At 73.6% G+C, this 18,225-nt stretch carries 17 protein-coding genes; 7 read left to right on the top strand and 10 right to left on the bottom strand.

The window, feature by feature from the left end:
- Positions 1-6 precede the first annotated feature (6 nt).
- Positions 7-696 (bottom strand): response regulator, encoded by a 690-nt coding sequence (locus ACIRB7_RS04355; protein ID WP_403592092.1) that lies wholly within the window; start codon positions 694-696, stop codon positions 7-9.
- Positions 693-1,982 carry a sensor histidine kinase gene (locus ACIRB7_RS04350; RefSeq protein ID WP_403592089.1) on the bottom strand — a complete coding sequence of 430 codons (1,290 nt, stop codon included), beginning with the start codon at positions 1,980-1,982 and terminating at the stop codon, positions 693-695. The genes ACIRB7_RS04355 and ACIRB7_RS04350 overlap by 4 nt, the downstream gene beginning before the upstream one ends.
- Positions 1,983-2,372: 390 nt before the next feature.
- On the opposite strand from ACIRB7_RS04350, the gene ACIRB7_RS04345 reads away from it, so the two are divergent.
- On the top strand, positions 2,373-3,233 hold the full coding sequence (locus ACIRB7_RS04345) for an ATP-binding cassette domain-containing protein (protein ID WP_403592086.1): 861 nt from the start codon (positions 2,373-2,375) through the stop codon (positions 3,231-3,233).
- Positions 3,230-4,033: an ABC transporter permease gene (locus tag ACIRB7_RS04340; protein WP_403592084.1), complete on the top strand. Its 804-nt coding sequence runs from the start codon at positions 3,230-3,232 to the stop codon at positions 4,031-4,033. Before ACIRB7_RS04345 ends, ACIRB7_RS04340 begins: the two co-directional genes overlap by 4 nt.
- A gap of 88 nt (positions 4,034-4,121) precedes the next feature.
- Here the strand turns inward: ACIRB7_RS04340 and ACIRB7_RS04335 are convergent, their stop codons facing one another.
- From ACIRB7_RS04335 to ACIRB7_RS04325, 3 genes are all read right to left on the bottom strand, one after another.
- Positions 4,122-5,327: an FAD-dependent monooxygenase gene (locus tag ACIRB7_RS04335; protein WP_403592082.1), complete on the bottom strand. Its 1,206-nt coding sequence runs from the start codon at positions 5,325-5,327 to the stop codon at positions 4,122-4,124.
- 117 nt (positions 5,328-5,444) lie between these two features.
- Positions 5,445-6,065, bottom strand: a complete 621-nt coding sequence (locus tag ACIRB7_RS04330; protein ID WP_403592081.1) for a response regulator — start codon at positions 6,063-6,065, stop codon at positions 5,445-5,447.
- A complete protein-coding gene (locus ACIRB7_RS04325; RefSeq protein WP_403592506.1) occupies positions 6,065-7,177 on the bottom strand; it encodes a sensor histidine kinase in 1,113 nt (370 codons plus the stop codon). The genes ACIRB7_RS04330 and ACIRB7_RS04325 overlap by 1 nt, the downstream gene beginning before the upstream one ends.
- Before the next feature lie 481 nt (positions 7,178-7,658).
- Between ACIRB7_RS04325 and ACIRB7_RS04320 the strand changes: the two genes are divergently transcribed.
- Complete coding sequence (locus ACIRB7_RS04320; RefSeq protein ID WP_351217495.1) at positions 7,659-8,198, top strand: heme-binding protein; 540 nt, start codon at positions 7,659-7,661, stop codon at positions 8,196-8,198.
- 89 nt (positions 8,199-8,287) lie between these two features.
- Positions 8,288-9,700: a M1 family metallopeptidase gene (locus ACIRB7_RS04315; protein ID WP_403592078.1), complete on the top strand. Its 1,413-nt coding sequence runs from the start codon at positions 8,288-8,290 to the stop codon at positions 9,698-9,700.
- A 112-nt stretch (positions 9,701-9,812) separates the two neighbouring features.
- Here the strand turns inward: ACIRB7_RS04315 and ACIRB7_RS04310 are convergent, their stop codons facing one another.
- Positions 9,813-10,388, bottom strand: a complete 576-nt coding sequence (locus ACIRB7_RS04310) for a TerD family protein (RefSeq protein WP_403592075.1) — start codon at positions 10,386-10,388, stop codon at positions 9,813-9,815.
- A gap of 133 nt (positions 10,389-10,521) precedes the next feature.
- Here ACIRB7_RS04310 and arfB point away from each other — a divergent pair, with 133 nt between their 5' ends.
- On the top strand, positions 10,522-10,959 hold the full coding sequence (gene arfB, locus ACIRB7_RS04305; protein ID WP_403592072.1) for an alternative ribosome rescue aminoacyl-tRNA hydrolase ArfB: 438 nt from the start codon (positions 10,522-10,524) through the stop codon (positions 10,957-10,959).
- 54 nt (positions 10,960-11,013) lie between these two features.
- On the opposite strand, the gene ACIRB7_RS04300 is transcribed toward arfB, so the two are convergent.
- Entirely contained in the window at positions 11,014-11,577 is a 564-nt protein-coding gene (locus tag ACIRB7_RS04300) for a flavin reductase family protein (RefSeq protein ID WP_403592069.1), read from the bottom strand.
- A 354-nt stretch (positions 11,578-11,931) separates the two neighbouring features.
- Between ACIRB7_RS04300 and cdgB the strand changes: the two genes are divergently transcribed.
- Positions 11,932-13,707, top strand: a complete 1,776-nt coding sequence (gene cdgB, locus ACIRB7_RS04295) for a diguanylate cyclase CdgB (RefSeq protein WP_403592066.1) — start codon at positions 11,932-11,934, stop codon at positions 13,705-13,707.
- A gap of 117 nt (positions 13,708-13,824) precedes the next feature.
- Positions 13,825-14,793 carry a CBM35 domain-containing protein gene (locus ACIRB7_RS04290; RefSeq protein WP_403592063.1) on the top strand — a complete coding sequence of 323 codons (969 nt, stop codon included), beginning with the start codon at positions 13,825-13,827 and terminating at the stop codon, positions 14,791-14,793.
- On the opposite strand, the gene ACIRB7_RS04285 is transcribed toward ACIRB7_RS04290, so the two are convergent.
- From ACIRB7_RS04285 to ACIRB7_RS04275, 3 genes are all read right to left on the bottom strand, one after another.
- Positions 14,777-15,793, bottom strand: a complete 1,017-nt coding sequence (locus ACIRB7_RS04285; RefSeq protein ID WP_403592060.1) for a 1-phosphofructokinase family hexose kinase — start codon at positions 15,791-15,793, stop codon at positions 14,777-14,779. The two genes, ACIRB7_RS04290 and ACIRB7_RS04285, sit on opposite strands and share 17 nt — an antisense overlap.
- 175 nt (positions 15,794-15,968) lie before the next feature.
- Positions 15,969-17,114, bottom strand: a complete 1,146-nt coding sequence (nagA, locus tag ACIRB7_RS04280) for an N-acetylglucosamine-6-phosphate deacetylase (protein ID WP_403592057.1) — start codon at positions 17,112-17,114, stop codon at positions 15,969-15,971.
- Positions 17,114-18,136: an ROK family protein gene (locus ACIRB7_RS04275; RefSeq protein ID WP_403592054.1), complete on the bottom strand. Its 1,023-nt coding sequence runs from the start codon at positions 18,134-18,136 to the stop codon at positions 17,114-17,116. The genes nagA and ACIRB7_RS04275 overlap by 1 nt, the downstream gene beginning before the upstream one ends.
- Positions 18,137-18,225 lie beyond the last annotated feature (89 nt).

The following is an 18,225-nucleotide window of genomic DNA, read 5'->3' as shown; positions in this document are numbered from 1 at the left end:
ATGGTGTCACGGCGCCAGGCCGGCCTCGTACGCGAGGATCACCAGCTGCACCCGGTCGCGGGCGTCCAGTTTGGCGAAGAGGCGTGCCACGTGCGCCTTGGCGGTGGCCGCGCTGATGTGGAGCCGCTCCGCGATCTCGCCGTTGGACAGACCACGGCCGACGAGGGCGAGCACCTCGCGCTCCCGCGCCGTGACCCCGGCGAGCCCGCCCGGCGGGAGGGGCGCGGACGCGGCGGAGCCGGCGGTGGTCGGGGGCTCGGGGCGGGCCGCGAACTCCTCGATCAGCCGGCGGGTGACGCCCGGCGCGATCAGGGCGTCCCCGGCGGCGACCACCCGGATCGCCGCCAGGATGTCGTCGAGCGCCATGTCCTTGACCAGGAAGCCGCTCGCCCCGGAGCGGAGCGCGCCGTACACGTACTCGTCGTCGTCGAAGGTGGTCAGGACGACGACCCGGGGCGCGCCGGGGCCCGCCGTGATGATCCGGGTCGCTTCGATGCCGTCCATGCCGGGCATCCGTACGTCCATCACGATCACGTCGGGTCGTGGCCGGAGGTCCTCGGCGAGCCGGACCGCCTCGGTGCCGGTGCCCGCCTCGCCGACGACCACGAGATCCGGGCTGTCCGCCATCAGGACGCGCAGACCCGCTCGTACCAGCGGCTGGTCGTCGACCAGGAGGACCCGGATCGGAGTGCTCATGGGGTGGGGGTTCCCTTCTGGGGCGGGTGGGGCAGCGGTAGTTCGGCGGTCACGTGGAAACCGCCTCCGGCGCGCGGCCCCGCCGAGAAGCGGCCGCCGAGGAGCGCCGCCCGCTCGCGCATGCCGACGATGCCGTAGCCGTCTCCGGGGGTGGTGGGCGCGGCGGGGGTCGGCGGGCCCTCGTCCGCGATCTCGACGAGCAGGGCGTCCTCGCCCCGCTCCACCGTCACCCGGCAGGTGCGGGTGCCCGCGTGGCGTACGACATTGGTCAGCGACTCCTGGACGATCCGGTACGCGGCCAGGTCGACCTCCGGGGGCAGCGGCCGTTCCGGGTCTCCCAGCTGCCGCATCTCGACCCGTACCCCCGCGTCCGCCGTGGACGCGGCGAGCCGCTCCAGGTCGGCGAGGCCCGGCGCCGGGCCACGCGGTGCGGGGGCGTGCCCGGGGGCGTCCTTCGCGGAGGCCCGCAGCGCGCCCAGGGTGCGGCGCAGGCCGGCGAGGGTCTCCCGGCTGGTGGTCTCGATGGTGGCGAGCGCGTTACGGGCCTCGGCGGGCTGGGTCTCGATGACCCGGCGTCCCACCCCCGCCTGAATGGCGATGACGCCGATGCTGTGCGCGATCACGTCGTGCAGTTCGCGGGCGATCCGCAGCCGTTCGGCGGTGACGGCCTCGGCCGCCGTCCGGGCGCGCAGTTCCGCCGCGTGCGAGCGCCGCTCACGGGAGGAGTGGCCCAGCAAACCGGCGGTGACCATCGCGAGCGCCAGGGCGACGACCGTGGTGACGAAGACGTCCTGGCCCGAGGTCGTGTACAGCGCCGAACCGATCTGCACGGTGAGCGTCACCGCCGCGGCGGGCAGGGCGACCCGGAGCGGGCGGTGGGCCGTGAGGCGTCCGACGCAGGCGTCGGCGGCGAGGACCGGCAGGTACGTCAGCTCGGCGGACGGCCGGGTCGTCGACGCGGCGAACAGACCGACGAGGAGCAGCCCGAGCGCCACCTCGGGCCGGCGGCGCAGGAGGGGGAGCAGCAGGCCGATGGCGACGGCGACGAGGAGGAGCCGCAGCTCGGCGGCGGCGCGGAGGGGTCCCGCCTGGAGGCCCGCGAAGAGGACGAAGGGGTGCGCGGCGGCCGCGCACCAGGCCAGAACCACGGAGGTGCGCCCGCCGGGCAGGGCGTCGGTTGTGGGGGTGGCCGTGGGGTCGGCCGCCAGAGTGGCCGCAAGGTTGGCCGAGGGGTCGGTCGCGGGGTTGGCCGCGAGGGCATCGGCGGGCGGGGCGGTGGCGGGCATGCGCCGATCGTAGGTGCGGGCGGGTGGCCGGACATCGGCCCGTGGGCGTACGCCCACGGGCCACTGCCACCGGCCCGTTTGTGGCCGGTGGGCCGATGCCGGCGGGGGCGCCGCCGCGGCACCGTGGCCCGGGTGATCGAAGTAGAGGAACTGACCAAACGTTACGACCGCCGGACCGCCGGCTCCGGCCCCCGCCGCGGCCCCCTCGGGCGGAGGGTTGCCGCAGCCGTCCGCCCCGGCCCTGGCCCCGGCTCCGACTTCAGCCCTGGCTCCCGCCCCGGCCCTGGCCCCGGCCCCGGCCCTGGCCCCGGCCCCAGCGCCAGCCCCCGCCCCCTCGGGCAAAGAGCCGCCGCATCCGTCCGCCCCGCCGTCGACCGGCTCAGCTTTACCGTGCGGCCCGGGCGGGTGACTGGGTTTCTCGGGCCCAACGGGGCCGGGAAGTCCACCACTCTGCGGCTGGTTCTGGGGCTCGACGAGCCGACCTCCGGGAGCGCGACCGTCGGCGGGCGGCGGTTTCGGGAGCTGCCCCGGGGCCTGCGGCACGTCGGGGCGCTGCTCGACGCGCACGACGTCCACGGCGGGCGGACCGCCGAGGGGCACCTCGCCGCCCTCGCCCGGAGCAACGGCATCCCGCGCCGCCGCGTCGGCGAGGTCCTCGACGAGGTGGGCCTCGCCGACGCGGCCCGCCGCCGGATCGGCGCCTACTCCCTCGGCATGAAGCAGCGCCTCGGGATCGCCGCCGCCCTGCTCGGCGACCCGCCCGTGCTGCTCTTCGACGAGCCGGTCAACGGCCTGGACCCGGAAGGGGTCCGCTGGGCGCGGGAGCTGTTCCGGCGCCTCGCCGCCGAGGGCCGCACGGTGTTCGTCTCCAGCCATCTGATGAGCGAGATGGAGCACACCGCCGACGACCTCGTCGTCATCGGCCGCGGGCGGCTGATCGCCGCCGAGAGCCTGGCGGACTTCGCCGCCCGTGGCGCCCGCCGTGGCGTGACCGTACGGACCGCCGATCCGGCCGCGGGGCCGGGCCTCGCCGCCGCCCTGATCCGCGCCGGGGCGACCGTACGGCCCCCGGAAGGAAGGGAAGGGCCGCTCACCGTCACCGGGATGGCGGCGGACCGCGTCGGGGTGCTCGCCTTCCGGCACGGCGCCCCGCTCGCCGAACTGACGTCGCGCGCGGCGTCCTTGGAAGAGGCGTTCATGGAACTGACCGCCGACAGCGTCGAGTACCAGAAGAAGGAGGGAGGCCGGTGAACGCCCGCTTCCGTGATCTGCTCGCCGGCGAGTGGATGAAGCTGTGGTCCCTGCGCTCCACCCCCTGGGCGTTCGGCGCCGGCGCGATCGCCGTCCTCGGCGTCAACCTCAGCGCGGCCTTCGCCGACCACCGGAACTACCCGAACTACTCCGAGGGCATCCGCGAACTCTTCGTGCCGGTCTGGGCGATGCGGGACGCCTTCACGCTCGGCGGGGCCATGGTGTTCATGCTCACGACCGGCGCGATCGGCGCGCTCGTGATCGTCGGCGAGTACGGCACCGGGCAGATCCGTACGACCTTCGCCGCCGTCCCCGACCGGCGGGCCGTCACGGCGGCGAAGACGCTGGTCCTCGCGGGCGTCATGCTCGGGTACGGGGCCCTCGTCGCCGGGGTGTCGTTCGCCGCCACGCAGGCGGTCCTGTCCGGCCGGGACGTGGGCATGTCGATCGGCTACCCGGGCGCGGCGGCGGCCGTCACCGCGTCCGCGCTGCTCGCTCCCGTGTGCGCGCTCGTCGGCTTCGGGCTCGGCGCCCTCCTGCGGCACACGGCGGCCACGATCGTCACCCTCACCGGCGTCCTGCTGCTGCTCCCCGCGCTTGTCGACGGGCACAGCCGCTGGTCGGCGACGTTTCTGCACGCGCTGCCGCAGGGCGCGTGGAAGCGGCTCACGGAGGTGGGGGAGTCGCCGGTGCCGGTGGAGTTCCCGTGGACGACGGGAGGGGCCTGGACGGTGTACGCGGTCTGGTCGCTCGGCGCGGTGGCGGTGGCCCTGGTGGCGATCCACCGCCGGGACGTGTGACGCGGGGGTGTTCCAGCCCCGCCGGACGTGTGAAGCGGGGCGGTCACCCCGCCGGACGCACCCCCGCAGGACCTGTGACGCGGGGCGGTCAGCGGCGGCCGTGGACCGCGCGGGCCACCCGGGGGCCCAGCCAGCGCTTGAGGCGGCGGAGCGGTTCCAGTTGTTCGGCGGCCCGGTCGATGCGGTAGTACAGCTGCGGCGGGATGTGGGGGAGCAGCGGCGAGTGGCGCTGGCCGAGAAGCGCGAACATCCGGGCCGGCTCCAGGCGCATGTACCGCGGGAGGTTCTCGTACCACTGGGCGCTGTAGCGGGCCGCGCTCTGCGCGGAGACGAGTTCGGCGCGGCGCCGCTTCCCGTACGTCGTGAGGGCCGTGTCGAGGTCGGTGTGCGCGCGCAGGGCGTCCGCGAGGGCGAGTGCGTCCTCCAGGGCCAGGGTCGTGCCCGCGCCGATCGAGTAGTGGGTGGTGTGGGCGGCGTCGCCGAGGAGGACCAGGTTGCCGCGGTGCCAGACCCGGTTGGTGAGGGTGCGGAAGGTGAGCCACTGGGCGGTGTCGTCGACCCGGTCGCGGCCGATCAGCTCGTGCCCGTCGAGGAGGTCGTGGAAGAGCTTCTCCAGGAGGCGCAGGCCCTCGGTCTCGCCGCGCGTGTCGAGGCCGAGACCCGTCCACGTCTCGGGGGAGCACTCGACGACACAGGTGGAGCGCTCGCCGCTGAAACCGTAGGCGTAGCACCAGATCCAGCCGTGCTCGGTCTCCTTGAACGCGAAGCTGAACGAGTCGAAGACCTTGGTGGTGCCGAGCCAGATGTACTGGTTGCGGCCGCTCACGACCTCGCTGCCGAAGTGGTCCGCGTGCGCCTCGCGAAGGACGCTGTTCACGCCGTCGGCGGCGACGACCAGGTCCGCGTCGGCCAGTTCGGGCGCGTCCGCGCCGGGGATGTCGTGCTCGAACTCGACCCGTACGCCGAGTTCCCCGGCCCGGTCGGCGAGCAGCGCGAGCATCCGCCGTCGCCCGATGCCGAAGCCGGCGTCGCCGCGGTGGACGGTCCGCTCGTCGCGGACGATCGCGACGCCGTCGTTCCAGGTCACGGAGGCCTCCGCGACGGCCGCCGCGGACTCGGGGTCGCCCGCGCGCAGCTTGTCGAGGAGCCCGGCCCAGTACGTCACGCCCCAGCCGTACGTGGAGCCCGCCGGGTTCCGCTCGTACACGACGATGTCGTGGGCGGGATCCTGCCGCTTCAGCAGGATCGAGAGGTAGAGGCCGGCGGGGCCGCCGCCGACGATCGCGAGCTTCACGTGCGCTCCCACTGGGGCTGAGTTACTGACACGGTGCGGTTGAAGGGCAACGCAGAGTAGCAGCGGTGGGGTGTGCGTACGGGCGAGGCGCGGTGTCGCGTACGGGCGAGGCGCGGTCTACGGCAGCAGCCGTCGCTCCTTCGCCACCGACACCGCGCCCGCCCGCGTGTCGACGCCGAGCTTGGCGTAGATGCGGCCGAGGTGCGTCTTGACCGTCGCCTCGCTGATGAACAGGGCCCGCGCGATCTCCCGGTTGCCGAGGCCCCGCCCCAGCTGGCCGAGGATGTCCCGCTCCCGGTCCGTGAGGCTCGGGCCCGCCGCGCCCCGCATCCGGTCCATGACCCGGCTGGCGACCGGCGGGGAGAGGGCGGTGCGGCCCTGGGCGGCCGAGTGGATGGCGGCGAACAGCTCCTCGGGCCGCTCGGCCTTCAGGAGGTAGCCGGTCGCGCCCGCCTCGATCGCCCGGGTGATGTCGGCGTCCGTGTCGTACGTGGTGAGGACGAGGACGTGGACGCCGGTGGGCGCGATCAGCCGGGTCGCCTCCACGCCGTCGATGCCCGCGCCCAGCTGGAGGTCCATCAGGACGACGTCGGGCTTCAGCTTCGCCGCCATGGCGACGGCCTCCTCGCCGCTGCCCGCCTCGCCGACGACCTCGATGTCGGGGGTGCTGCCGAGCAGCGCGAGCAGGCCGGCGCGGACGACGACATGGTCGTCGCAGAGGAGGATCCGTACGGACATCACGACTCCAGGGAGAGCGGGATCGCGGCCGAGAGCACGGTGCCCTCGCCGGGGGTGGACTCGACCGTCAGGGTGCCGCCGAGCTGCTGGGCCCGCACGCGCATCGCGGGCAGTCCGTGGCCGCGTACCCCGCCCGGCGTCTCGACGGGGTCGAAGCCGCGGCCGTCGTCGGCGATGTCCAGGACCACCTGGTCGTCGAGGTACGTCAGGGTCAGGGCGGCGGAGTCGGCGGCGGCGTGCTCGCGGATGTTGGCGAGGGCGCCCTGCGCGATGCGGAGCAGCGCCGACTGCACCCGTTCGGGCAGCGGTACGGCCGTTCCGTCGACCCGGAAGGCCGCCGACTCGCGGGCGGCGAGACCGCGCAGGGCCTCTTCGAGGCCGCCGCCCTCGGCGAGGTCGGCGGGCGCGAGGTCGTGCACGAAACGGCGGGCCTCGGCGAGGTTGCGCTCGGCGATGGACTCGGCGGTACGGACGTGGCGGCGGGCGGTCGACGGGTCGCTGTCCCAGGTGCGGTCGGCCGCCTGGAGCAGCATCTGCTGACTCGACAAGCCCTGCGCCAGGGTGTCGTGGATCTCCATGGAGAGCCGCTGGCGCTCGGCGAGGGTGCCCTCGCGGCGCTCGATCGCGGCCAGTTCGCGGCGGGTGCGGATCAGGTCGTCGATGAGGGCCCGCTGACGGGTCGCCTGCCGGTCGGAGTACACGAACACGCCGGTGGCGATGGCGGCGACGGCCGGCGGGGCGACGATCAGGTTCGGGTCCCAGCCGCCGTGCGCGAGCTGCACCTGCGCGAACACCACGAACACGGTGAGCAGCGCGACCAGGCCGAGGGCGGCGCGCGCCGGGAGGGTGCGAAGGCCCGTGTAGAAGAGCGGCACCGCGCACCAGGCGAAGCTGGGCGCCAGGACGACGAGGAGGATCCAGACGGCGACGACCGTACTCAGCCAGGCGATGCGGCGGGGCGCGGCGCGGGTGCCGACGACGGGGCCGAGGAGGTAGAGGGAGGCGAGGGCGCCGGAGAGGGCGACGATCCAGGGGCTGCGGTCCTCCCAGGGGTGCCGCAGCAGGAAGCGGACGAGCGAGGCGCCGAGGAGGAGGAAGAAGGCGATGTGCATGACCCGCGCCAGCCAGGGGGCGTCGGGGTCGCGCTCGGGCGGTGACGGGTGGGCGGTGTGGCCGCGGTCCCGGTCGGCCTCGCCCGGGCGGGCCGTGTCCTGGCTGCGCTGCCCGGGCTGCGCCGGGCGGTCGGGCTTCTCGGGCTCCGCCGGGCGGGCGGGGTTCTCGGGCTCCGCCGGGCGGTCGGGCTTCTCGGGGTTCGTCGGCCGTGTCACGTTCCCACCTTCCTCCCGCCCTTCTGACCTGGGGATATCTGTCCATCCTGGCCCCGGGGGACCACGCGGGCATCAGCCGATCGGCTGACCCGGCCGTCCTCCAGTGTGCGCGAGGAGGGCAGCCGGACCGTGGACCGAACGGCCCGGGTTCCGGCCACAGGATGGATCTCGGAGCGAACGAGTCGAACTTCCCGAACCGCCCCGCCCCACCTCATCCCGGCCCGAGCCACCCCACCCGCCCCACCTCACCCTCACGGAGTTCCCCATGAAGAAGATCCTCTTCGGCGCCACCGCCGCCGCCGTCATCGCCGCCGGTACCTTCGGCGTGGTCTCCGCGAACGCCTCCGCCCCGGCCGCCGCCCCCGCCGCCGCGGTTCGCGCCGACGCCGGCAACGACAACCTCCAGCAGTCGACGCACCTGACGATCGAGGCCGCCACGAAGGCCGCCCAGGCGACCCTGGACGCCGCCGAGAAGGAGAACCAGCGCGTCTCCGTCGCCGTCGTCGACCGCAACGGCAACACCATCGTCACCCTGCGCGGCGACGGCGCGGGCCCGCAGTCCTACGAGTCCGCCGAGAAGAAGGCGTACACCGCCGTCTCCTGGAACGCCCCCACCTCCGAGCTCGCCAAGCGCCTCACCAACGCGCCCACCCTCAAGGACATCCCCGGCACCCTCTTCCTCGCCGGTGGCGCCCCCGTCACCGCCAAGGGCGCCCCCATCGCCGGCATCGGTGTCGCCGGCGCCCCCTCCGGCGACCTCGACGAGAAGTTCGCCCAGGCCGGCGTCGCCGCCCTCAACAAGTAGGGCGAGCAGCCCCTCAGCCGGTGACGGCGCCCGGATCCCCCGCCGGGCGCCGTCACCTTTTCCGTATCCGTCCTGCTTAGGATCGGTACGTGAACCTCAGCCGTACCCGAGCGGCCACGTCCCTGTCCGCCGCCCTCGCCGTCCTCACCGCCCTCGCGCTGCTCGCGGGCGGCTGCACCACGGCTCTCAGCGGTGTGCGGGGGACGCCCGGGGCCGCCGGGCTGCGCGACCCGTACTTCCCGAAGCTCGGCAACGGCGGCTACGACGTGGGGCACTACGCCCTGACCCTCGCCTACGACCCGCGCACCGGGCGGCTCGACGGCACCGCCGAGATCACCGCCCGCGCCGGCCAGGACCTCAGCGCCTTCAACCTCGACCTGGCCGGACTCACGGTCGGCCGTGCGTCCGTCGACGGTGAGCCCGCCGCGGTCAACCGGGCGGGGAACGAACTGACGCTCCGGCCGCGCGAGGAGATCCGCGAGGGCGCGGAGTTCCGCACCACCGTCACGTACACGGGCGTGCCCGAGGCGATCACCGACGCGGACGGCACCCGGGAAGGCTGGCTGCGCACCGACGACGGGGCCGTCGCGGTCGGCCAGCCGGTCGGCTCCATGACCTGGTTCCCCGGCAACCACCATCCCTCGGACAAGGCCGCGTACGAGATCACCCTCACCGTCCCGGCCGGTGTCGAAGCCGTGTCCAACGGCGTCAGGACCGCCCGCCGGGCGGCGCCGGACGGCCGTGTCACCAGCGTGTGGCAGGCGCCCGAACCGATGGCGAGCTATCTGGCGACGGTCGCGATCGGCCGGTTCCGGACGGACACGGCGACCGCCCTCGGCTCCGTGCCCGTCCTCACGGCCGCCGATCCGGCGGTCGCGGCGGGCAGCGCCGCGCTCCTCGACGAGATCCCGAAGATCCTCGACCGGCAGACCCGGCGCTTCGGCCCGTACCCCTTCACGGCCGCCGGGGCGGTCGTCACCGAGGACGGGACCCTCGGCTACGCCCTGGAGACCCAGACCCGGCCCGTCTTCCCCGCCGCCTCGTTCGACCGGACGACCCTCGTCCACGAGCTGGCCCACCAGTGGTTCGGCAACTCCGTGACGCCCGAGACGTGGCGGGACCTGTGGCTGAACGAGGGCTTCGCGACGTACGCGGAATGGCTGTACGCGGAGGAGTACGGGGGCGTCCCCGCGCGGACCAGCTTCGCCCGCGCCTTCGCCCAGCAGATCAACTGGACCTTCCCGCCGGCCGACCCGCCCTCCGCCGCCAACCTCTTCGACCCGCCCGTGTACCAGCGGGGCGCGATGGTCCTCCACAAGCTCCGCGAGACCGTCGGGGACAAGGTCTTCGGCGAGATCCTGCGCGGCTGGCCCGCGAAGTACCGTCACGCCAACGCCTCCACGGCCGACTTCACGGCCTACGTGGAGGCCGTCGCCGGACGGGACCTCGACGGCCTGTGGAAGGTCTGGCTGTACGGGGACGGGAAGCCGGACCGGCCGTAGAGCCGCGGCGGGGCTGTACGGGGGCGGGAAGCGGGATCGACCGTAGAGCCCCGGCCGAATGTTCCGCCCGGGGCTCTACGGTGTCACCGCGTCAGACGCGTCGGGCGTCGTCTCAGAGGTTGACGCCGAAGTCGCGGGCGATGCCCTCCAGGCCCGAGGCGTAGCCCTGGCCGACCGCGCGGAACTTCCACTCGGCGCCGTTGCGGTAGAGCTCGCCGAAGACCATCGCGGTCTCGACGGCGGCGTCCTCGGAGAGGTCGTAGCGGGCGATCTCGGCGCCGCCGGCCTGGTTGAGGATGCGGATGTACGCGTTCCGCACCTGGCCGAAGTTCTGCGAGCGGTTCACCGCGTCGTAGATGGAGACCGGGAAGACGATCTTGTCGACGTTCGGCGGGAGGGCCGCCAGGTTGACGTTGATCTGCTCGTCGTCGCCGCCGCCCTCGCCGGTGCGGTTGTCACCGGTGTGGACGATGGTCTGGTCCGGCGTCGCCTTGTTGTTGAAGAAGACGAAGTGCGCGTCGGACGCGACCTTGCCCGCGCCGTCCACGCCGATCGCGGAGGCGTCGAGGTCGAAGTCGGTGCCGGTGGTCGTACGGACGTCCCAGCCGAGGCCCACGGTGACAGCGGTGAGGCCCGGGGCCTCCTTGGTCAGAGAGACGTTGCCGCCCTTGGACAGGCTCACAGCCATGGAAAGTCCCTTTCATCGTGGTGTCTTCGCCTGGAGAAACGCGTACGCGCCTCCGGCGGTTCCCGGAGGCATTCGTACCTTGCGCGGCGTCCGGGCGAAAACAGGATGACTCCGATGGCCCCCTGCGGGGAACATGAGGGGCATGTCCGGTCCGTATCCCATCCGCGGCTCCGTCTCGCTCCCCGAGGCCGAGCTCCAGTGGCGTTTCTCGCGTTCGTCGGGCCCGGGCGGACAGCATGTGAACACCAGCGACTCCCAGGTCGAGCTCCGCTTCGACCTCGCCGCCACCGATTCGCTGCCCGAGGTGTGGAAGGCCCGCGCCCTGGAGCGCCTCGCCACCCGCCTGGTCAACGGGGTCGTGACGGTCCGCGCCTCGGAGCACCGCTCCCAGTGGCGCAACCGCGAGACGGCGGCGGTCCGCCTGGCCGCCCTGCTCGCCGAGGCGACGGCACCGCCGCCGAAGCCCCGCAGAGCGACGAAGATCCCGCGCGGTATCAACGAGCGCCGGCTGCGGGAGAAGAAGCAGCGCTCGGAGACCAAGCGCACCCGCCAGTCCCGCGACTGGGGCTGAGTCCCCCTCCCGCGTGTCCCGTCCCGCGCGCCCCGTCCCGCGCGCCCCGTCCGGTCAGGACAGGTGCCGGTACTTCCCCTGGTAGTACGTCAGCGGGCCGCCCTCCGCCGCCAGGGCACCCACCGTCAGGACCCGTCCCACGACGAGCGTGTGGTCACCGGCGACGACGCGGCTCTCCGTACGGCATTCCAGGGTCGCGAGCGCGCCGCCCATCAGCGGGGCGCCGCTCACCTCGCCGCGGGCGTACGGCAGGTCGGCGAAGAGGAGCCGGTCGCTGACGCGGTTCTTCATCGCGAAGCGCCCGGCGATGTGCCGCTGGCTCTCGGACAGGATCGACACCGCCCAGACGGGCACGTCGGTGAGCAGGTCGTCCATGCGGGAGCCGTTTCGGAGGCTCACCAGGACCAGGGGCGGGTCGAGGGAGACGGACACGAAGGCGGTGGCCGTCATGCCGACGTCCTCGCCGCGCGGGCCGTCGTCGGGGTCGTGCGCGGTCACGAGGACCACGCCCGCCGCGAGGCGGGACATCGCCGCCCGGAAGTCGTCGTTGCTCACCCCCTCAGCATGCGGGATGGCCAGATCGGACACGGGGGGCGAGGCGGGAGTCTTCTGCAGCACACTCGCACGCTAGTCCGGCCGCTCCGGGTGCCGCATCGGGCCGGGGGACCAGTCCGGCACCCCCGCCGGTCCTAGGACCCGGAGCCGGGCGCGGGCCCGATGCGGGATTGACCCGGGGCCCGGTGCGGCGCCGGTGCCGGGCCCGGTGCGGGCCTGAGCCGGGCCCGATGCGGGGCCATTTGCCGGACCCGTCGTGACCCGCCATGATCTGCTGTGACTTGAGTCACAGAGCCCAGTATTTGCTGACCCTGTGTACCTGGGGTGCAGCTCGCTGTGATTCAGTGGCGGTGATGGTGCAGCACGAAGCCGATGAGAACCCTGGAGTTGCTGTCGAGGTCTCGGGGAGAGCGAGCGATGGAGACCGAGTCGGAGCCGTACGTCCGTCTCTCGACCCTGCGGCAGCTGCATCAGGTCGTGGCGGACCTCAACACTGCGCGCAGCCTGGCGGACACCCTGCAGACCGTCGCCGACGGTGTGGTCGCCGGTCTCAACTACGAGCTGGCCTGCGTCAACCTCGTACGCCCCGACGGTGACCTCGTCGTCGCCGCCTTCGCCGGAAGCTCCGCCGCGGAGGCCCTGATCACCGGCCGGGTCGGCTCCCGCGCCTCCTGGGAGCGGCGCCTCGCCATGGCGGACGCCTGGGGCGACCTGCGGTTCATACCGCACACCGAGGGCTGGGTGCTCATGGAGGACGACGTCCCCCAGTGGCACACCGACGGCCCCGCGCCCCGCTTCGAGGACGAGTGGCACCCGCACGACCGCCTCTACGCCCCCATGTACGCCTCGGGCTCCGGCCGAGAGCTCCTCGGCGTCATATCCGTCGACCGTCCGCGCAACGGCCGGCACCCCGGCCCCTGGGGCCAGGAGGCGCTCCAGATGTACGCCTCCCAGTCGGCGATCGCCATCAGCAACGCCCGCCTCCGCTCCAACATGCAGCGCGCCCTCGTCCGGCTCGAACGCGAGCAGCAGGCCCTGCGCGCCAGCGAGGAGTCGTTCCGCCAGGCCTTCGAGTACGCGCCCTCCGGCATGGCCATCGCCGAGATGGGCGGCGACCAGCACGGCCGGCTGCTCCGCACCAACGACGCCCTGTGCAGACTCCTCGGCCGGCCCGCCTCCGTCATGCGGCGCTACTCCTTCGCCGACCTCGTCCACCCCGAGGACATAGGGACCCTCCTGCGGACCTCCGCCGAGGGCGGCCGGGCCGAGCTGCGGCTCGGGCGGCGCGACGGCACCTATGTGTGGGTGTCCCTCCGTAACTCGGTCGTCGCCGACACCGCCGACGGCCCCCGCTTCCTCCTCACCCACGTCGAGGACATCGAGGAGCGCAAGCGGCACGAGCTCCAGCTCGCCCACCGCGCCTCGCACGACGCCCTCACCGGCCTCCCCAACAGCGCCGAGCTGCGCTCCCGGCTCTCCGCCCGGATCTGCGAACGCCCGACGGCGGCACCCGCCGCGGCCGCGCAGGCCGGCGGGTACGACGGCGGCTACGACTCCGGGCGCGACGGCGGCTACGAGACGGGCCACGACCCGGGCCACTCCGGTTACGACCCCGGCCACTCCGGCTACGCCCCCGTGCCCGCCCCCCACCCCGGCTCCCCCGGCTCCTCCCCGTACGAGGTGCCGTACGAGCACGAACACGAGCACGGCTTCGGTTTCGAGCCGGCGGGCGTCGGCCCGTACGACCACCATGTGCACATGGTCGCTCCCACGGGGGGTGACATCGACGACGGCACCAAGGGCCTCGCCGTCCTCTTCTGCGACCTCGACGGCTTCAAGTCGATCAACGACCGCTTCGGGCACCACACCGGCGACGCCGTCCTCATCGAGGTCGCCCGCCGGCTCACCAGCGGCGTCCGCGACGGGGACACCGTCGCCCGGCTCGGTGGTGACGAATTCGTCGTCCTCGCCGACGGCCTCGGCGCGGCCGACGCCGCCGACCTGGCCGTTCGCCTCCGCAACGCGATCATCCCGCCGATCCGGGTGGACGGCCGGGCGGTCCGCGTGGGGGCCAGTTTCGGCATCGGCTGGGCCGAATGCGGGATGTCGGTGGAAGAGGTCCTGAACTCCGCCGACCAGCGGATGTACGTGGAGAAGCGCTCCCGCGCCAAGCTCCACCGACGCGCGGGCTGAGGCGCCGGACTCCGCCTCGGCAGCCCCCCGCCGGAGCCGGGGCCGATTCGGGGGTCTGCCCGTTCGAGGTAGGCTCGGCCGGTCGGCGACGGCTGGCGAGCATGGAGAGGAACCCGGATGGCTGCCGGTAACGACGGCGCGAACAAGCCCGAGAACGACGACCCGTTCGGCTACCTGTACGCGGACGGTCAGGCAGCGGGCGCCCAGCCCCCGGGGGGCGGTGGCTACGGCTACCCCGGCCCGGCGCAGGCTCAGCCCGGCGTGCCACGGACCTCGTACAACCAGGTCAGAACGGTCGGCGAGCGTCAGTACGGCGGGCAGACCCAGGGCCACGGGCAGGCCTACGTACCGCCGCAGCAGCAGGCCACGTACGGCCAGCCGCAGGCGCAGTACGCCGCCCCCGAGACCTACGGCGGCCCGCCGCGGCAGTCCCCGCCGCCGCAGCACCAGCACGGTGGCTCCGGCCGGGGTCCCAACACCAAGGGTCTGCTCATCGGCGCTGTCGCCGTCGTCGCGGTCGTCGTGATCGGCATCACGGCCGCCGTGATCAGCAACAGCGGCGGAGACGACAAGGACAAGCAGGCCGGCGGCGGCACGACCGCGACCGCGCCCGCGCAGGTCTCCGAGAAGCCCAGCGCCGAGCCGAGCGCCGACGAGACCCCGGTCGAGCTGCCGAAGCAGGACGCGGCCACCCTGAAGCTGGGCGGCACCGCGGGCCTCGCGAAGGACGTGAAGGGCGCGGAGGGCTCGGACGGCACGTACGTCGCGGGCTTCAACCAGGTCGGTTCCTCGGTGACCTGGAAGGCGAACATGCCGGTGGACGGCGACTACCGCCTGACCGTGCGCTACGCCATCCCGGCCGTCGACGCCAACGCGACCCTGACGGTCAACGGCAAGGTGAACTCCTCGCCGATAGGCCTCAAGAACTTCATCCACTCCTCCGACCCGAACCTGGAGAAGAACTGGCAGACCACCTGGGCGCCGGTCACCCTCCAGAAGGGCGAGAACGAGATCAGGATCTCGTGCGAGACGGGCAACCAGTGCGACGTGCTGCTGGACTGGCTGGAAGTCACGCCGCCCCAGTAGACCCGGAAAGCCGACCACGGTCGACGCCCTGGTCGGCACGGTCGGCATGACCTGCCCGGCTGCTACGGCCGGTCAGGTCCGGTTCCGGTTCCTCGGTGACCTTCACCTGGGGCCGCAGCTCCTCGTAGGCGGTGGCGTCGAACTCCCCGGCCACCGGGGACAGGACCGTCGCCGCCGACAGGGCGACCGCGCGGGCGAGCCGCTCCGGCCAGGGCGTCCCGTCGACCAGGCCCGACAGGAGGCCCGCGACGGCCGAGTCGCCCGCGCCCGTGGGGTTGCCCTTCACGGCGGCGGGCGGCGCCGCCCGCCACATGCCCTCGGGGGTGGCGGCGAGCAGGCCCTCGGGGCCGAGCGAGGAGACGACCGCGCGGGCGCCCCGCCCCCGTGCGTCGCGGGTCGCGCGCAGCGGGTCGCGGGAGCCGGTGAGCTGGGCGAGCTCGTCGGCGTTGGGTTTGACCAGGTCAGGCCGGGCGGCGATACCGCGCCGCAGGGGTTCGCCGCTGGTGTCGAGGAGGACGGGCACGGCGGCCGCGCGGGCGAGCCGGACGAGTTCCGCGTACGCCCCGACGTGGATGCCCGGCGGGAGGCTGCCGCAGAGCGCGACCGCCGCGGCGCCGTCCAGGAGCGTGGTGAAGAGGGTGCGGAACGCGGCCCACTCGGCGGGGGTGACGTTCGGCCCGGGTTCGTTGAGCTGGGTGGTGTCGCCGCTCGCGGAGTCGACGACGGCGACGGTACGGCGAGTGGGGCCCGCGGTCCCGACGAGTTCGTCCCGGACCGGGGTCGCCGCGAGCCGGTCGCGGAGCACGGCACCGGTCGCGCCGCCCGCGAAGCCGGTGGCGACGGTCTCGTACCCGAGGGCGGCGAGGACACGGGCCACGTTGAGGCCCTTGCCGCCGGGGCGTTCGACGACCTGGGTGACCCGGTGCGAGGCGTGCGGAGTGAGGGCGGGGACCCGGTAGGTCAGGTCCAGTGCCGTGTTGAGGGTGACCGTGAGGATCACCTGTCCACCCCCGTACTCCGTACACCGTGTGAAGTCCTGTGGAACGTACGTTCCGACGGGGACCGATCATGCCAAACGAAAGGCGGTTGGCCCAGTCCCCCGGCCGACCGCCCTCGCGTATGACTCCTGATCGGATGACTCCTGGTCAGGTGGCTTCTGAACAGGTGGCTTCTGATCAGGCCGTCGTCGGGTCCACGATCCACTCGCCCTTGCGCATGACGCCCTTGAGGTTGAACTCGGCGTCGAGGACGGCGATGTCGGCGTCCTTGCCGGGTTCGAGGGAGCCGACGCGGTCGTACACGCCGAGGAGGCGGGCGGGGTTGGCCGAGATGGCCTCGACGATCGCCGTGAGGGGGAGGCGGTCGACGGTGGCGGCGCGCTTGAAGGCGCGGTCCAGGGTGAGGGTCGAGCCGGCGATGGAGTCGCCCTCGACGAGGCGGGCGACGCTGTCCTTCACCTCGACCTCGAGGGTGCCGAGCATGTACCGGCCGTCGCCGAAGCCCGCCGCGTCCATGGCGTCGGTGATGAAGGCGACGCGCTCGGGGCCCGCGTGGTGGAAGGCGAGCTCCAGGGCGGCGGGGTGGAGGTGGGTGCCGTCGTTGATGAGCTCGACGGTGATCCGCTCGTCCTCCAGGAGGGCGGCGATGGGGCCGGGGGCGCGGTGGCCGAGGCCGGGCATCGCGTTGTAGAGGTGGGTGGCGACGGTGGCGCCCGCGTCGATGGCCTGGACGGTCTGCTCGTACGTCGCGTCGGTGTGGCCGATGGCGGCGATCACGCCGTGCTCGGCGAGGAGGCGTACGGAGTCGATGCCGCCGGGCAGCTCGGTGGCGAGGGTGACCATCTTGGCCTGGCCCCGGGCGGCGTCGATCAGCTTGCGCACCTCGGCCGGGTCGGGGTCGCGCAGGAGCGTCTCGTCGTGGGCGCCCTTGCGGCAGGGGGAGATGAACGGGCCCTCGAAGTGGAGGCCGGCGATCTCGCCCTGCTCGGCGAGCTCGGAGAGCAGACCGGCGCGCTGGGTGAGGAAGTCCATCTCGCCGGTGACGAAGGAGGCGACGACGGTGGTGGTGCCGTGCAGCCGGTGGGTGTCGACGCCCTTGAGGACCTCGTCGACGGTGCCGGAGGTGAAGGAGGCGCCGCCGCCGCCGTGGTTGTGCATGTCGACGAAGCCGGGGACGAGCCAGTGGCCGGTCAGGTCGACGACGGGGGCGCCCTCGGGGGCGCTGCCGGTGATGCGGTCACCCGTGACGATCACGCGTCCGTTCTCGACGATCCCGGTGGGCAGCACGACGTGTGCGCCGGCGAGAACCTTGTGATCGGCCATCAGGCGGAAACCTCCGAGTCGGTGGAGTGCGGATCGTGGTCGTCGTGCTGCTCGTGCTGGTCGTCGTGCTGGTCGGTCTGCTGGTCGTGCTGGTCTGCCTGCTGCTCGGCGAGCAGGTCCCAGGCGAGGAGGCCCGCGCCCAGGCATCCGGCGGTGTCCCCGAGGGCCGCCGGCACGATGGAGGGCAGCTTCTGGAACGTGACTCGCTCCTCCACCGCGGCCCGGAGTGGTGTGAACAAGGTTTCCCCCGCCTCGGCGAGTCCGCCACCGATGACGAGCGTGCGGGGGTCGAGCAGGGTGAGCGCGGTGACCAGACCGTCGGCGAGGGCGTCGACGGCGTCCTGCCAGACCCGGAGGGCCGTGGTGTCGCCGGACTCGACGGCCTTGGCGCAGTCGGCGGCGTCGGCGTCCGGGTCGCCGCTCGCCTCGGCCCAGGCCTGGGAGACGGCGGAGGCGGAGGCGTACCGCTCCAGGCAGCCGCGCTGGCCGCAGCCGCAGGCGGTGCCGCCGGGGCGGACGACGATGTGGCCGATCTCGCCGGCGTAGCCGTGGGCGCCGGCCTCGATGCGGTCGCCGATGCCGATGGCGCCGGCGATGCCGGTGCCGAGGGGCACGAAGAGGAAGCGGTCGGCGCCGTTGCCCGCGCCGATACGGCCTTCGGCGAGGCCGCCGGTGCGGACGTCGTGGCCGAGTGCCACGGGGATGCCGCCGAGGCGGCGGCTGAGGAGTTCGCGCATGGGAACGTCGCGCCAGCCGAGGTTGGCGGCGTAGACGGCGATGCCGTTCTCGGCGTCGACGATTCCGGGGACGGCGACTCCGGCGGCCGCGGCGGACTCTCCGTACCGCTCGTGGCCGAGGGTGCGGAGGTCTTCGGCGAAGCCGAGGATCGTCTCCACGACCGCCTCTGGACCGCGGTCGCGGCCGGTGGCGCGGCGGGCCTCGTGCAGCAGGGTGCCGTCCGCCCCGACGAGGGCGGCCTTCATGCCGGTGCCGCCCACATCCAGGGCGATGACGTGTCTCACGGAGGACAGTCTCGCGTGCTGGGACCCAAAAGGTCTAGTCCACTGTTGAGGATTGTTGCGTACGGATACAAATCCGGGGCCCGTCATGG

Origin of the sequence: Streptomyces sp. NPDC093795 (assembly GCF_044764665.1) — a bacterium.
Taxonomy (GTDB): domain Bacteria; phylum Actinomycetota; class Actinomycetes; order Streptomycetales; family Streptomycetaceae; genus Streptomyces.
This window is presented reverse-complemented; position numbering and strand designations above follow the sequence as displayed.